The 14,712-nt window shown below is 70.6% G+C and carries 14 protein-coding genes; 5 read left to right on the top strand and 9 right to left on the bottom strand.

Annotated elements, in window-relative coordinates; all coding sequences use genetic code 11:
• Window positions 1–9 precede the first annotated feature (9 nt).
• From IE185_RS27795 to IE185_RS27805, 3 genes are read right to left on the bottom strand one after another with little or no spacing between them, the layout of a single operon-like run.
• Window positions 10–918, bottom strand: a complete 909-nt coding sequence (locus IE185_RS27795; protein WP_138895035.1) for a metal-dependent hydrolase — start codon at window positions 916–918, stop codon at window positions 10–12.
• Window positions 915–2,684, bottom strand: coding sequence for an SDR family oxidoreductase (locus tag IE185_RS27800; RefSeq protein WP_138895034.1), 1,770 nt, complete (start codon window positions 2,682–2,684; stop codon window positions 915–917). Before IE185_RS27800 ends, IE185_RS27795 begins: the two co-directional genes overlap by 4 nt.
• On the bottom strand, window positions 2,681–3,550 hold the full coding sequence (locus IE185_RS27805) for a M24 family metallopeptidase (protein WP_138895033.1): 870 nt from the start codon (window positions 3,548–3,550) through the stop codon (window positions 2,681–2,683). Before IE185_RS27805 ends, IE185_RS27800 begins: the two co-directional genes overlap by 4 nt.
• Window positions 3,551–3,778: 228 nt before the next feature.
• On the opposite strand from IE185_RS27805, the gene IE185_RS27810 reads away from it, so the two are divergent.
• The 5 genes from IE185_RS27810 (at window position 3,779) to IE185_RS27830 (ending at window position 8,395) form a co-directional block, all read left to right on the top strand.
• On the top strand, window positions 3,779–4,849 hold the full coding sequence (locus IE185_RS27810) for an ABC transporter ATP-binding protein (RefSeq protein ID WP_229843732.1): 1,071 nt from the start codon (window positions 3,779–3,781) through the stop codon (window positions 4,847–4,849).
• Window positions 4,839–5,747: an ABC transporter permease gene (locus IE185_RS27815; protein WP_138895032.1), complete on the top strand. Its 909-nt coding sequence runs from the start codon at window positions 4,839–4,841 to the stop codon at window positions 5,745–5,747. The genes IE185_RS27810 and IE185_RS27815 overlap by 11 nt, the downstream gene beginning before the upstream one ends.
• Window positions 5,744–6,655 (top strand): ABC transporter ATP-binding protein, encoded by a 912-nt coding sequence (locus IE185_RS27820; RefSeq protein WP_138895031.1) that lies wholly within the window; start codon window positions 5,744–5,746, stop codon window positions 6,653–6,655. Before IE185_RS27815 ends, IE185_RS27820 begins: the two co-directional genes overlap by 4 nt.
• Before the next feature lie 18 nt (window positions 6,656–6,673).
• A complete protein-coding gene (locus IE185_RS27825) occupies window positions 6,674–7,393 on the top strand; it encodes an ABC transporter permease (RefSeq protein WP_138895041.1) in 720 nt (239 codons plus the stop codon).
• Window positions 7,394–7,669: 276 nt separating this feature from the next.
• The gene (locus IE185_RS27830) at window positions 7,670–8,395 is read left to right on the top strand and encodes a hypothetical protein (RefSeq protein ID WP_138895030.1); all 726 of its coding nucleotides are present in this window, start codon (window positions 7,670–7,672) and stop codon (window positions 8,393–8,395) included.
• 22 nt (window positions 8,396–8,417) lie between these two features.
• Here IE185_RS27830 and IE185_RS27835 read toward each other — a convergent pair whose 3' ends face one another.
• From IE185_RS27835 to pheA, 6 genes are all read right to left on the bottom strand, one after another.
• A complete protein-coding gene (locus tag IE185_RS27835; protein WP_138895029.1) occupies window positions 8,418–8,777 on the bottom strand; it encodes a DUF488 domain-containing protein in 360 nt (119 codons plus the stop codon).
• A 13-nt stretch (window positions 8,778–8,790) separates the two neighbouring features.
• The gene (locus IE185_RS27840; RefSeq protein ID WP_138895028.1) at window positions 8,791–10,056 is read right to left on the bottom strand and encodes a CynX/NimT family MFS transporter; all 1,266 of its coding nucleotides are present in this window, start codon (window positions 10,054–10,056) and stop codon (window positions 8,791–8,793) included.
• Window positions 10,057–10,133: 77 nt separating this feature from the next.
• The gene (locus tag IE185_RS27845; protein WP_138895027.1) at window positions 10,134–10,808 is read right to left on the bottom strand and encodes a FadR/GntR family transcriptional regulator; all 675 of its coding nucleotides are present in this window, start codon (window positions 10,806–10,808) and stop codon (window positions 10,134–10,136) included.
• A gap of 217 nt (window positions 10,809–11,025) precedes the next feature.
• Complete coding sequence (locus IE185_RS27850) at window positions 11,026–11,859, bottom strand: HAD family hydrolase (protein WP_138895026.1); 834 nt, start codon at window positions 11,857–11,859, stop codon at window positions 11,026–11,028.
• Window positions 11,856–13,145 carry a serine--tRNA ligase gene (gene serS / locus IE185_RS27855; RefSeq protein WP_138895025.1) on the bottom strand — a complete coding sequence of 430 codons (1,290 nt, stop codon included), beginning with the start codon at window positions 13,143–13,145 and terminating at the stop codon, window positions 11,856–11,858. Before serS ends, IE185_RS27850 begins: the two co-directional genes overlap by 4 nt.
• A gap of 596 nt (window positions 13,146–13,741) precedes the next feature.
• The gene (gene pheA, locus IE185_RS27860) at window positions 13,742–14,677 is read right to left on the bottom strand and encodes a prephenate dehydratase (protein WP_138899233.1); all 936 of its coding nucleotides are present in this window, start codon (window positions 14,675–14,677) and stop codon (window positions 13,742–13,744) included.
• Window positions 14,678–14,712: the final 35 nt, after the last annotated feature.

The raw sequence follows: 14,712 nt of genomic DNA on the forward strand, positions 1-14,712 counted from the left end.
CGTCCCCGCCTACGACAGCGCCGCCCGTCCCACCGCCCCCGCCGCGGCGCGGGCCGCGGGAGAGGTCGCCAGGTACTCGACGGCCTTGCGCAGCGAGCCTTCCTGGGAGGGATGGTACGACCGCCGGAAGTAGCGCGGTATCGCGGAGCCCAGCTCGCGCCAGGTCGGCAGCAGTCCCCTGGCGACGGCCCTGTTGTGCTCCCGCAGCGAGTACCGCAGCCGGCCGGCGAGCAGCGGGTCGTGGCGGATCAGGTACGCCGCGCCCCACGCCCACAGCCACAGCAGCACCGGGGCGACCACCACCATGCCCTCGACCCTCCGTACGTACCGGGGCAGCCCCGCACCCCCGCAGTGCTGGTACATGTCGAAGGCCACGGCACGGTGCTCGACCTCCTCGGCGCCGTGCCAGCGCAGCAGGTCGAGCATCACGGCGTCCGGGCCGGCGTGGTCGAGGCCCTCGGCGTGCAGCACCCAGTCGCCCAGTACGGCGGTGAACTGCTCGATCGCGGCGACCAGCGACAGCCGGAACCGCAGCCACTCCGGGGCGGGGACCGGCGCCCCGAAGGGAGGCTTCTCGCCGAGGAGCTTCTCGAAGAGGAAGTCGACGTGCCGGGTGTACGCGGCGGTGTCCAGGTCCTGTCCGGCCAGGTGGTTCAGCACGTAGGCGTGCTGCACGCTGTGCGTGGCCTCCTGCCCCATGAACCCCTTGACGTCCTTGAGCAGCTCCGGGTCCCGGACCAGCGGCAGCGCCTCCTTGAAGACCCTGACGAACCACCGCTCCCCCGCCGGCAGCAGCAGGTGCAGCACGTTGATCACGTGGGTGGCGGTCGGCTCGTCCGGTATCCAGTGCAGCGGCGTATCGCGCCAGTCGAAGGAGACCCGGCGAGGGACGATGGCGTACGGCCCGTCGGTGCTCACAGCGGCGGCTCCATCCGGGCGATCGCGCGCAGGGCCCTCGGTGCCAGGCGCGAGAGGAGGCGGGCGCCGCGCGCCTCGGGCGTCACCGGTACGACCGCCTGGTTGCGTACGACGGCCTTCAGGACCGCGTCGGCGACCTTCTCCGGCGGGTAGTTGCGCAGCCCGTACAGGCGGGAGGACTTCCGCTGCCTGCGCTTCTCCTCGTCCGCCGAGACCCCGGCGAACCGCGCGGTCGAGGTGATGTTGGTGTTGACGAGTCCGGGGCAGATGGCACTGACCCCGATGCCCCGGCCGGCGAGCTCCGCCCGCAGGCACTCGCTCAGCATCAGCACCGCCGCCTTCGACGTGCTGTAGGCGGGCAGGGCCTTCGACGGCTGGTACGCGGCCGCCGACGCGGTGTTGACGATGTGGCCGCCCTGGCCGCGGTCGGCCATCTGCTTCCCGAAGAGGCGGCAGCCGTGGATGACGCCCCACAGATTCACGTCCAGGACCTTCTTCCAGTCCTCGGGCGTGGTGTCGAGGAAGGACCCCGAGATGCCGACGCCGGCGTTGTTGACCAGCACGTCGACGACGCCGTACTCGGCTGCGACCTTTTCGGCGAGCTTCTCCATGGCCTGCTCGTCGCTGACGTCGACCGTCTCCGCCCAGGCGTCCGGCGCCCCGATCAGCCGCGCCATCTCCGCCGTACGGGCCGCGCCCTCCGCGTCCCGGTCCACCGCCACGATCCGCGCCCCCGCCTCGGCGAACGCGTAGGCGGTGGCCCGCCCGATGCCGCTGGCCGCCCCCGTCACCAGGACCAGCTGCCCGCCGAACCGGTCGGCGTACGGACCGCTCGCCGCCGTGTCCCGGGGCGCGACTCCGGCCGCGGTGTCCTCGGTGGCCGTGACGAACTCCCCGATCCACGCGGCCAGCTGGTCGGGCCTGGTGCGCGGCACCCAGTGCTTGGCGGGCAGCGAGCGCCGCACGAGCTGCGGCGCCCACTGCTCCAGGTCGTCGTAGAGCCGCTCCGAGAGGAACGCGTCGCCGGTGGGTGTGATCAGCTGCACGGGCGCATGGGCGTACGCGTCGGCGCGCGGCCTGCGCAGCCGGGCGCGGACGTTGTCCCGGTAGAGCCAGGCGCCGCGGGCCGCGTCCTGCGGCAGCGACGCCGTCGGGTAGTCACCGGCCGGCACCTTCTCCACCCGCTGGAGGATCTTCGGCCACTGCCTGCCGAGGGGCCCGCGCCAGGCCAGCTCCGGCAGGACCGGGGTGTGCAGCAGGTAGACGTACCAGGACTTGGCGCCCTGCCCGAGGAGCTGGGCGGCCCGGCGGGGGGTCGGCCGGGCCATCCGCTTCTTGATCCAGTGCCCGAAGTGGTCGAGGGAGGGGCCGGACATCGAGGTGAAGGAGGCGATCCTGCCCTCGGTGCGCTCGACCGTCACGAACTCCCAGGCCTGCACGGACCCCCAGTCGTGCCCGACGAGGTGCACCGGCTTGTCCGGGCTCACCGCGTCCGCGACGGCGAGGAAGTCGTCCGTCAGCTTCTCCAGGGTGAAGCCGCCGCGCAGCGGCCGGGGTGCCGTGGACCTGCCGTGGCCGCGTACGTCGTACAGCACCACGTGGAAGTGCGCGGCGAGCCGGGACGCGACCTCGGCCCACACCTCCTTGCTGTCCGGGTAGCCGTGCACCAGAAGGACGGTCGGCCGCGCCGGGTCGCCCAGTTCGGCGACGCACAGCTCGACTCCGCCGGTACGCACCCACCGCTCGGTGGCCTGCTCGATACTCACGCCGACTTCTCCTCTGCCCAGCGCCGCACGTGCGGCAGATCGTCGTCGAGCCAGAACGCGCTCTGCTCGGGGTCCTTGGAGTCCGTCACCACCAGGATCTCCTCGAACTTCGCGCCCGTGCCCCGGAATCCGAGGTGCGGTTCGACCGCCCACAGGCCCGGCCGCGGTGGATGGTCGGAGAAGGTGTACGGGCTCCACAGCGGCGACCAGCCGTCGCGGTGTCCGTGCAGCGCGTCGCTCGCCAGCCCTTTCAGCGCCTGCGTCCCGAACCCGAAGAGACGCGGCGACCAGCGCCGCTCCTTCACCCGGCCGACCTTGTGGGCGATGACGCCGAAGGGGTACGCGCGGTGCCGGTTGGCGTATCCCTGGCGGGTCATGAGCCGCTCGACGTCCTCGTAGATCTCCCGCAGCGGCCGCCGCTCGCGCACCTCGCGCAGGATCAGCTCGCGGTGCGGTTCGAGGTCGGCGAGGAGCTTGTCGTGCACGGGGTTGAGGCCGAGGCATCCCGAGTAGCCGACGTCGGCCGTGAAGCCCTGGTGCACCGGGGCCATGTCGAGGATGAACGGCATTCCCGCCTCCAGCCGCCGGTTGGTGGGGAAGAACTGCAGCGGCACTCGGAAGCCGACGAACGCCGTACGGTCCCCGAACCAGGCGAAGGGCAGGTGGAACCAGTCGGCGACCCCCCGCTCCCGCAGCCACTCGCGCTGCATCCGCGCCGCCTCTCGCTCCGTCACCCCCGGCTTGAGCTGGGCCGCGACGGCTTCCGCACAGGCATAGGCGAGGCGCTGCACCTCCCGGAACCCCCGCAACCGCGTGGTGAGTTCGCCCTGCGACGCGGAGACTGCTGAGACTGCTGCTGAGGCCATGCCACCTGTCCGTCCCGTGTTGCGGTACGCGGTCGTAACTTGACACTGATGAATGTGACAATGCCCGGCGGCGACGTCAAGAGGTCTGCGTTACCTGTGGAAACACGGGCGGGGAAAACGGGCCGGCGGGAGCGGTGTGCCCCTACGGGCCCGTACGCCTTGAGTCGGACACCGATCCAGCCGCCTGGTCTGACGCGGCCTGTGTTCCGCGCCACTACCTTCGAGAACGTGACTGTGATCGCGACCGAAAGCCTGAGCAAGCGGTTCCCGAGGGTGACCGCTCTTGACCGGCTCTCGTTGGACATCGGACCCGGTGTGACCGGCCTGGTGGGCGCCAACGGAGCCGGCAAGTCCACCTTGATCAAGATCCTGCTGGGTCTGTCCCCCGCCACGGAGGGCACGGCCGCCGTGCTCGGCCTGGACGTCGCCACCAGCGGCGGGGCCATCCGCGAGCAGGTCGGCTACATGCCCGAACACGACGCGCTGCCACCGGACGTCTCGGCCACCGAGTTCGTCGTCCACATGGCACGCATGTCGGGGCTCCCGCCGACCGCCGCCCGTGAACGCACCGCCGACACCCTGCGCCACGTCGGCCTGTACGAGGAGCGCTACCGCCCCATCGGCGGCTACTCGACCGGCATGAAGCAGCGCGTGAAGCTGGCCCAGGCCCTGGTCCACGACCCGAAGCTGGTCCTCCTCGACGAGCCGACCAACGGCCTCGACCCTGTCGGCCGCGACGAGATGCTCGGCCTCATCCGCCGCGTCTTCACCGACTTCGGCATCTCGGTGCTGGTCACCTCGCACCTTCTCGGCGAGCTGGAACGCACCTGCGACCACGTCGTCGTGATCGACGGCGGCAAGCTGCTGCGGTCCAGCTCCACCAGTGACTTCACCCAGACCACCGCCACCCTCGCCGTCGAGGTGACGGACAGCGACACCCACCCCGACGGCACCCGCGCCGTACGCGAGGCCCTGACCGCCGCCGGAGCGAAGCTCCACGCGCGCGTGGAGGACGGTCTGCCCGGAGCGGGCCACATCCTGCTCGTCGAAGCGACCGGCGAGGAGACGTACGACCTGGTGCGCGACACCGTCGCCGACCTCGGGATCGGGCTCGTGCGGATGGAACAGCGCCGCCACCACATCGCGGAGGTCTTCCGCACGGCCGACGCGGACGCCGAAGCCGCTGCCGCTGGGGAAGCCGCTGCCGAAGCCGCCCGTGAGCCCGCCGCCGTACAGCCCGTACAGCACGCCGTACAACACGCCGTGCAGCAGAAGGGAGGCGGCCGCGATGCCGGCTGAGCTCACGACACCGCAGGGCACCGACCCGACCCGTATCCACAACATCGGCTACCGGTCGTACGACGGCCCCCGCCTCGGCCGGTCCTACGCCCGCCGCTCGCTCTTCTCGCAGTCCCTGCGCGGGGCCTACGGACTGGGCCGCAGCGCCAAGTCCAAGGTCCTGCCGATGATCCTCTTCGCGGTGATGTGCCTCGTCGCGGCCATCATCGTCGCGGTCGCGGTGGCCGGGCCCGGCATGACCGACCTGCCGGTGAAGTACACGCGGTACGCCATCGTCATGCAGGCGGTCATCGGCCTGTACCTGGCCTCCCAGGCCCCGCAGTCCGTCTCGCGCGACCTGCGCTTCAAGACCGTCCCGCTGTACTTCTCCCGCCCCATCGAGCGCGTCGACTACGTCCTCGCCAAGTACGCGGCGATGGCCTCGGCCCTCTTCGTCCTCACGGCGACCCCGCTGGTGATCCTGTACGCCGGCGCGCTGCTCGCCGAATTCGACTTCGCGGACCAGACGAAGGCGTTCGCACAGGGGCTGGTGTCCGTGGCACTGCTGTCCGTCCTCTTCGCCGGCGTCGGCCTGGTGATGGCCGCCCTCACCCCGCGCCGCGGCTTCGGCGTGGCCGCCGTCATCGCCGTACTGACCATCTCGTACGGCGCGGTGTCCACGGTCCAGGTGATCGCCTGGGAGCAGGGCTCCACCGGGGCGGTCGAGTGGCTCGGCCTGTTCTCCCCCCTGACGCTCATCGACGGCGTACAGACCGCCTTCCTCGGCGCCACCTCCGCCTTCCCCGGAGGGGAAGGCCCCTCGGCCGGCAGTGGCGTGGTCTACCTGCTCGCCGTCCTCGCGCTCATCGTCGGCTCGTACGCCGTGCTGATGCGCCGCTACCGAAAGGTCGGGCTGTGACCACCATCGACATCGACCACACCTCGCGCTGGTTCGGCAACGTGGTGGCGGTCAACGACATCACGATGCGGGTCGGCCCCGGCGTGACCGGTCTGCTCGGCCCCAACGGCGCCGGCAAGTCCACCCTGATCAACATGATGGGCGGCTTCCTCGCCCCCTCGACCGGCACCGTCACCCTCGACGGGAAGCCGATCTGGCGCAACGAGTCCGTCTACAAGGAGATCGGGATCGTCCCCGAGCGGGAGGCGATGTACGACTTCCTCACGGGCCGCGAATTCGTCGTCGCCAACGCCGAACTGCACGGCCTGACCGCCGGCGCGGCGCAGCAGGCGCTCGCGACCGTCGAGATGGAGTACGCGCAGGACCGCAAGATCGCGACGTACAGCAAGGGCATGCGCCAGCGCGTGAAGATGGCGTCCGCGCTCGTGCACAACCCGTCGGTGCTGCTCCTGGACGAGCCGTTCAACGGCATGGACCCGCGCCAGCGCATGCAGCTGATGGAGCTGCTGCGGCGGATGGGCGCGGAGGGCCGTACTGTCCTCTTCTCCTCCCACATCCTGGAGGAGGTCGAACAGCTCGCCTCGCACATCGAGGTCATCGTGGCCGGACGGCACGCCGCCTCCGGCGACTTCCGCAAGATCCGCCGCCTGATGACGGACCGCCCGCACCGCTATCTCGTACGGTCCAGCGACGACCGCGCGCTCGCGGCGGCGCTCATCGCGGACCCGTCGACGGCGGGCATCGAGGTGGACCTGGCGGAAGGGGCGCTGCGGGTGCAGGCCGTCGACTTCGGCCGGTTCACCGCGCTGCTGCCGCAGGTCGCCCGCGCGCACGGCATCCGGCTGCTGACGGTCTCGCCCTCCGACGAGTCGCTCGAATCGGTCTTCTCCTACCTCGTAGCGGCCTGAAAGGAGCTTGCAGCGATGATCTACGAACCCACAGTCGCCCGGCTCACCTACCGGGCCCTCCTCGGCCGCCGCAGGGCCGCCATCCTCTTCGTCCTGCCGGCCCTGCTGATCGCCATCTCGGCGGCGGTACGGCTGCTCACGGGCGCGGACGACCAGATCGCGTCCGACGTCCTGGGCGGTTTCGCGATCGCCACGATGGTCCCGCTGATCGGCGTGATCGCGGGCACCGGCGCGATCGGACCGGAGATCGACGACGGCTCGATCGTCTACCTGCTCGCCAAGCCGGTGAAGCGGTCCACGATCATCTTCACCAAGCTGATCGTCGCGATCGCGGTGACGATGGCCTTCTCCGCGATCCCCACCTTCGTCGCGGGTCTGATCCTCAACGGCAACGGCGGGCAGATCGCCATCGCGTACACGGTCGCGGCGCTGGTCGCCTCGATCGCGTACAGCGCGATCTTCCTCCTGCTCGGTACGGTCAGCCGCCACGCGGTGGTCTTCGGCCTCGTCTACGCGCTGGTGTGGGAGACGCTGTTCGGCAGCCTCGTCCCGGGTGCGCGCACGCTCAGCGTCCAGCAGTGGGCGCTGTCCCTGGCCGAACGCATCGGCGAGAACGGCACCATCACCTCGGACGTCGCCCTGCCCACGGCGACGATCCTGCTGGCGCTGGTGACGGTCGCGGCGACCTGGTACGCGGGCCAGAAGCTCCGCACGCTCAAGCTCGCGGGCGAGGAGTAACCCCGACAAGCGGAATCCTGCAGTCCGTCAACCCCCGCCCCATGGGCGGGGGTTGACGCGTTTCCGCGTGACTGTACGTTTATCGGCTCGTTGTTCCCTCTGCGTGGAGGCAACTGGAATCTGATACGTCGAGCGTTCGTGAATTCGGGGATTGCCGGTGCCGGAACGGATCCGGGCCGGTCACCAGAGTGAGTAGCCACCTTGAGCGTCCTCCGCCCCCAAGAGCCCGGGGACAGGGCTGTCCATCACCGGCTTTCACGAACGGAAGGCATCCTCATGCCCTCAGAAGTCACCCTGCTCGAATCGCGCACCCTGCGCGACGAGCATCTGGTGCGCCTCGACGTCCTGGACAAGGTCAAGGCGCTTGTCATGCTCCCCGACGGAATTCACATGCGCACAGAGGACGTGGCCCGGTACTTCGAAGTATCCACAGTCACCCTGCGGAGGCTCACAGACCGGCACCACGGGGAGTTCACCGAGAACGGCATGCGCACCCTCCGGGGTGCTGACCTGCGGTCCTTCCATAGCGACATGATGTCGCTATGGGGAACCCAGGGGGCGGAAAGTTATCCACAGGCGGCTACCCAGCTGCGGCTCTTCACCCGCCGCACCGTCCTCAACGTAGCGATGCTTCTTCGCGACAGCGACATCGCGCGATGCGTCCGTACGTACCTCCTCGACGCCGAGGAGAACGGCTGGCGCGCGGGTTACGCCTCGCTCGACCGGCGTGTCACCAAGGTGGAGACCCACCTCGACACGGTGGGGCGCGCGCTCCAGGAGCTGGGCCCCGTCATCAACGGGATCTCGGTACGGCTGGACCGGCTCGACCGGCGCCTCGACGCCACGAACCAGGTGGTCGGCGCCCTGAGCAACCGGCTCTGCGACCTCTCCGACCACATGCGGCGCATGGAGGACCGCATCGACCGCAGGCTGGACGACGTCTCCCACCGGCTGAGCGCCCTGGAGCGGGGTCAGGGCGGCAGGAGGCGCAAGCGCCGCTGAGGACCGGCCGCCGCCGGGGAACTCAGGCCAGCAGCAGGCGCCGCAGTACGGCGGTGTGGCTGTGGTCCGGGTCCTTGGCGGCGGTCAGCAGCGTGACCCGGCCGGCCTCGGTGAGCGTACGGACACCGTCCAGGGCCGCTGCCGCCTGCGGCGCCGCGAGCTCGGACTCGTACCGGCGGGCGAACTCCTCGAAGTCGCCGGACGAGGCGTGGTACCAGCGGCGCAGTTCCGTCGACGGGGTGAGGTCCTTCGGCCACGCGTCGACCCGCGCCGCCTCCTTGCTCAGGCCGCGCGGCCACAGGCGGTCCACCAGGACGCGCGTACCGTCGTCGGCCGACGGCGGCTCGTACACCCTGCGCACCCGTACATCGGATCCGGTCACGAGGACCAGCCTGCTACACCTTCCGGTCGCGCGCCGCGAACAGACCCACCACCAGGGCCGCCGCGCACACCCCCAGCATCAGGGCGATCGGCACGGTCCAGCTTCCGGTGGCCTCGTACACCGCGCCCGCCGCCAGCGGGCCCGCCGCGGCCAGCAGGTAGCCCACCGTCTGCGCCATCCCGGACAGCCGGGCCGCCGTCACCGCGTCGCCCGAGCGCAGCACGATCAGCGTCAGCGCCAGGCCGACCGCACCGCCCTGGCCGACGCCGAGGACCGCGGACCAGAGCCACGCGCCGGACACCGGGGCGGCCATCAGCCCGGCGTAACCGGCCGCGACCATCGTCGTGACCAGCACGATCAGCGGGCGCTGGCTGCGCATGCGTCCCGCGAGCAGCGGCACGACGAAGGCGCCGGCGACCTGGACGAGGTTGTTGAAGGCGAAGACCACACCGGCCGTGGAGCGGCTCATTCCGTGGTCCGTGAAGATCGTCGGCATCCAGGCGATCAGGACGTACGACCAGAGCGACTGGAGCCCCATGAAGAGCGTCACCTGCCACGCCAGCGCCGACCGCCACACCCTTCGGCTCTCGCCGCCGCGCGGCGAGGCGGCCCGCACCTCATGGCCCGTACGGCCCCGGGCGATCAGCACCTGCGGCAGCCACGCGAGGGCCGCCACCACGGCGAGCAGCGACCAGAACGCCAGCGACGCCTCCCAGCTGTCCCCGAACGCCTTCTCCAGCGGCACCGAGGCCGCCGCCGCGACCGTCGCGCCCGCGATCATCGCGCCGGTGTAGACCGACGTCATCGACGCGGCCCTGCCCGGGAAGTCGCGCTTGATCAGCCCCGGCATGAGGACGTTGAGCAGGGCGATCGCCAGCCCGATCAGCAGGCTGCCGCCGTACAGCGCCGGCACGGCCGGCAGTACCCGCACCACGATGCCCGCACCCAGCAGCAACAACGCGCACAGCAGCACCACTTCGGTCCCGAACCGCCGCCCCAGCCACGGCGCCACCATCGCGCCCACACCGAGGAACAGCACCGGCACGGACGTCACCAGGCTGGTCGCCGTCGACGACAGCCCGAACGTCTCGCGGATCTCGCTCACCAGCGGCGACGCACTCGCCAGCGCCGCCCGCATGTTGACGGACGCGAGCACGATCCCGATCAGCAGCACCACCGGACGCGCGAGCAACGCCCTTCTCGCGGCGGCCCCCTGAGGCGACAGCCGTACGTCGGCCTCGGCGTCCAGGAGCAGTTGATCGGAATCCGGGCGTGACAAGACGAGCGCCTTTCGAGGGGATGCAAGAGACGAGGGGATGCAAGAGACAAGGGACAAGAGAGGGAAGAGGCGCGAGGTCAGCGGGTGATCAGGGACGTCACCACGTCGATCGGCGCCTGGAGCACGGCCCGCGCGGCTTGTTCGGCCGCCGCCGGATCGCCGGCCTCGATCGCGTCGACCAGCGCCCCGTGCGCGGCCAGGTCGATCGGCGGCATCTCGTGGTCGCCGAGCGAGGTGACCAGCGTTTCGTGGACCTGGGCGGAGAAGAAGCGGTAGACCTCGGTGAACGCCGCGTTGTGCGTCGCCTCGACCACGCCGAGGTGGAAGGCGAGGTCCGCGTCCGCGGCCCGGTCGCCCTGCTCGTGCAGCTCGGCGAGGACCCGGCGCAGCGTGCGCAGGTCGGCCTCGTCGCGTCGTACGGCCGCCAGCCTCGCCGCCTCCGCCTCCAGCGCGACCCGCAGCTCCAGTACGTCGAGTACGTTCGCGTGCCGCATCCCGCGCAGTACCGCCGCGGGGTCGGCGGCCGAGCGGACGAACGTGCCGTTGCCCTGGCGCGAGGCGAGCAGCCCCGCGTGCACCAGCACGCGCACCGCCTCGCGCACCGTGTTGCGGCCGACGCCGAGCTGCTCGGCGAGGTCGTGCTCGGTGGGGATCCGGTCGCCGACGGCCCACTCGCCCCCGGCCAGCTGCGCCCGCAACTGTTCCACGACGGTGTCCACCAGGGACTGCCGTCCCGCCGCCCGCAGCACCATGCCCGCCTCCGCTTCCGTCCAGACAACCGGGGTTATTCGCCCGGTTGCCCAGTCATCCTACAACTCATTAAATGAGATGACGCCGCCCGGAGGACCCGGCACACTGGGTGACGCACCACTCACGGGGGAGGAGTGTTGGCCGGTGACAAGCCGACCCGGCCAACACTCGCCACCCGTACCGCGGCGTCGGCGCGCTTGCGGAGCCGCGGAAGGCGACTCAGCCGCTCAGCAGCTGTTCCAGGACGACCGCGATGCCGTCGTGGTCGTTGGACGCCGTGATCTCGTGCGCCACGGCCTTGAGTTCGTCGTGCGCGTTCGCCATCGCCACGCCGTGCGCCGCCCAGCCGAACATCGGGATGTCGTTGGGCATGTCCCCGAAGGCGATCGTGTCGGCGGCCTTCAGCTTCAGCCGCCGCGCCGCCAGCGACAGGCCCGTCGCCTTGCTCAGGCCCAGCGGAAGCAGCTCCACCACGCCCGGACCGGCCATCACCACGTCGACCAGGTTCCCGACGGTCTGCCGCGCGACCCGGGCCAGTTCGTCGTCGTCCAGGTCCGGGTGCTGGATGTAGACCTTGTTCAGCGGCGCCGACCACAGCTCACTGGGATCCTCGAAGCCCACGTACGGCAACGGGCCCTCCTGCACCCGGTAGCCCGCGCCGACCAGCACCTCGCCGTCCAGCCCGTCACGGCTCGCCGCCAGCGCCAGCGGACCGGCCTCCGCCTCGATCTTCGACAGCGCCAGCCCGGCCAGCTGCCGGTCCAGCGTCACCGAGGTCAGCAGCCGGTGCTCACCGGCGTGGTAGACCTGCGCGCCCTGACCGCAGACCGCGAGGCCCTCGTAGCCGAGGTCGTCCAGTATGTGCCGGGTCCACGGGACGGAGCGCCCGGTGACGACGATGTGCGCCGCGCCCGCCGCCGTGGCGGCGGCGAGCGCGTCGCGCGTACGGACCGAGACCGTGCCGTCGGAGCGCAGCAGCGTCCCGTCGAGGTCTGTCGCGACGAGCTTGTACGGGAAGGGACGCGGCCCCGCGGTGCCGGTGGCGGTACTCACTTGGAGAGGGGCTCCAGCGTCTCGCGCCCACCGAGGTACGGACGCAGCATCTCGGGCACCCGCACCGAGCCGTCGGCCTGCTGGTGGTTCTCCAGGAGCGCCACGATCGTGCGCGGTACGGCGCACAGCGTGCCGTTCAGCGTCGCCAGCGGCTGCAGCACCTTCTTGCCGTCGCGGGTGTCGCGCATCCGCACGGACAGGCGGCGCGCCTGGAACCCGTCGCAGTTCGAGGCGGAGGTCAGCTCGCGGTACTTGCCCTGGGTCGGGATCCACGCCTCGCAGTCGAACTTGCGCGACGCGGACGACCCGAGGTCGCCGGTGGCCACGTCGATGACCTGGAACGGCAGCTCGAGGCCGGTCAGCCACTGCTTCTCCCAGTCCAGGAGCCGCTTGTGCTCGTTCTCCGCGTCGGCCGGGTCGACGTACGAGAACATCTCGACCTTGTCGAACTGGTGGACCCGGAAGATGCCCCGGGTGTCCTTGCCGTACGTGCCGGCCTCGCGGCGGAAGCACGGGGAGAAGCCCGCGTACCGCAGCGGCAGCTTGTCGGCGTCGATGATCTCGTCCATGTGGTACGCGGCGAGCGGTACCTCGGAGGTGCCGACGAGGTAGTAGTCGTCCTTCTCCAGGTGGTACACGTTCTCCGCGGCCTGGCCGAGGAAGCCGGTGCCCTCCATGGCGCGCGGGCGGACCAGCGCGGGGGTGAGCATCGGGATGAAGCCGGCCTCGGTGGCCTGCGCGATCGCCGCGTTGACGAGGGCCAGTTCGAGGAGCGCGCCGACGCCGGTCAGGTAGTAGAAGCGCGAGCCCGAGACCTTGGCGCCGCGCTCGACGTCGATGGCGCCGAGCGACTCGCCGAGCTCCAGGTGGTCCTTGGGCTCGAAGCCCTCGGCGGCGAAGTCGCGGATCGTGCCGTGCGTCTCCAGGACGACGAAGTCCTCCTCGCCGCCCACGGGCACGTCCGTGTGGACGATGTTGCCGAGCTGGAGGAGGAGGGCCTTCGCGGCCTCGTCGGCCTCGTTCTGTTCGGCCTCGGCGGCCTTCACGTCGGTCTTGAGCTGCTCGGCCTTCTTGAGCAGCTCGGCGCGCTCCTCCGGCGTGGCCCTGGGGATGAGCTTGCCGAGCGACTTCTGCTCGGAGCGCAGCTCGTCGAAGCGGACGCCGGACGACCTGCGCCGTTCGTCGGCGGAGAGCAGGGCGTCGACGAGGGCGACGTCCTCTCCACGGGCGCGCTGGGAGGCGCGAACACGGTCGGGGTCCTCACGGAGCAGGCGAAGGTCAATCACCCCACCAGGCTACCCGCGACCGCTTCCGCCGATCGACTTGATATCGCATTGCGTGGCACTTTGCCCGTATTGCCCAAATTGGGAAAAGTGGCAGACGCCCGCCCCGGCGCCCACCGCATGCGTCAATAAAAAGGCGCTATTCCCCGAAACAGGGCACTTTCCGCTCAACCCCTTGACGCTTTTCCCTTGCGGGAGGCGGGAGTTGGCGGGTCCCTTGTCCACAGGCTTGGGCGGCTTCGGAGACTTATCCACAGGCTGTGCGAAAGATCTGTGGATGCCGGAAGAGATCGTTCCGAAAGGTGTGTGAAGGGCGAAGGATTCCCGGTCCAAACCCTCCCCACACACTCATTCGGGTGGGAATTGCTCGCTCTAAAGAGTTGATCAATGGAATTGGGGTGACAGGAGCCGACCTGCCGCCCTGTGGACGGAAGGGGGCCCTCTGAGCAGATTTGTCGACGATGTCGGGATGTGTTGTCGACTTGTCCCCAGGTCGAGAAGCGTGCCTGTGGACAACTTCTGTGGATAACGCAAATCTGCAGGTAGGACTAGCAGCAGCCCACCCGGGAGCAGCCCACCCGGCGGAAACGCTCCGGCCCTCAGGCCCGCCCGTCCTGGCTCCGCGCCAGCCAGTCCGCCGCCGCGACGAACTCCGCGTCCGAGGTCCCCGGCCGCAATGCCCGCACGTTCTCGACCGCCACACCCGCCCGCGGGTACGATCCGAGGAACCGCACGTTCGGGCAGATCCGCTTGAGGCCCATCAGCGCCTCGCCCACCCGCCGGTCCGCGATGTGTCCCTCGGCATCCACGGCGAAGCAGTAGTTGCCGATGCCCGCGCCCGTCGGCCTGGACTGGATCAGCATCAGGTTGACGCCGCGCACCGCGAACTCCTGCAGCAGTTCGAGCAGTGCGCCCGGGTGGTCGTCGCCCAGCCACAGGACCACCGACGTCTTGTCCGCCCCGGTCGGCGCCGCCGGCCGCGCGGGCCGCCCCACGAGCACGAAGCGGGTCTGCGCGTTCACCGCGTCGTGGATCTCGGTGACGAGCGGCACCAGGCCGTACTTCGCCGCGGCGAACTCCCCCGCGAAGGCCGCGTCGTACCGGCCCTCCTGCACCAGCCGCGCGCCGTCCGCGTTGGACGCCGCCGACTCCCACAGCGCGTCGGGCAGGTGCGTCCTCATCCAGTTGCGCACCTGCGGCTGGGCGGCGGGGTGCGCGGTGACCGTCTTGATGTCGGTCAGCTTCGTACCGGGACGCACCAGCAGGGCGAAGCTGATCGACAGCAGCACCTCGCGGTAGATCATCAGCGGTTCGCCGGAGGCCAGCTCGTCGAGCGTCGCGGTGATGCCGCCCTCGACGGAGTTCTCGATCGGTACGAGCGCGGCCGCCGCCTCCCCGCCGCGTACGGCGTCGAGGGCGGCCGGTACGGACACCATCGGGACGAGTTCCCGGGTGGCGGCTTCGGGGAGCGTGCGGAGGGCGACCTCGGTGAAGGTGCCTTCGGGGCCGAGATAGGCATAGCGCGTTGCCGACATACGGTCACCTTAATGCGCCGTACGAGAGGCCCGTG

Source organism: Streptomyces chryseus, assembly GCF_014650755.1.
GTDB lineage: Bacteria > Actinomycetota > Actinomycetes > Streptomycetales > Streptomycetaceae > Streptomyces > Streptomyces chryseus.

What these genes read in the sequence shown, in the direction of transcription:
- IE185_RS27805 (WP_138895033.1), bottom strand. Translation starts at nt 3,550, where the DNA reads ATGGCCTCAGCAGCAGTCTCAGCAGTCTCCGCGTCGCAGGGCGAACTC.
- IE185_RS27815 (WP_138895032.1), top strand. Translation starts at nt 4,839, where the DNA reads ATGCCGGCTGAGCTCACGACACCGCAGGGCACCGACCCGACCCGTATC.
- IE185_RS27830 (WP_138895030.1), top strand. Translation starts at nt 7,670, where the DNA reads ATGCCCTCAGAAGTCACCCTGCTCGAATCGCGCACCCTGCGCGACGAG.
- IE185_RS27845 (WP_138895027.1), bottom strand. Translation starts at nt 10,808, where the DNA reads ATGGTGCTGCGGGCGGCGGGACGGCAGTCCCTGGTGGACACCGTCGTG.
- pheA (WP_138899233.1), bottom strand. Translation starts at nt 14,677, where the DNA reads ATGTCGGCAACGCGCTATGCCTATCTCGGCCCCGAAGGCACCTTCACC.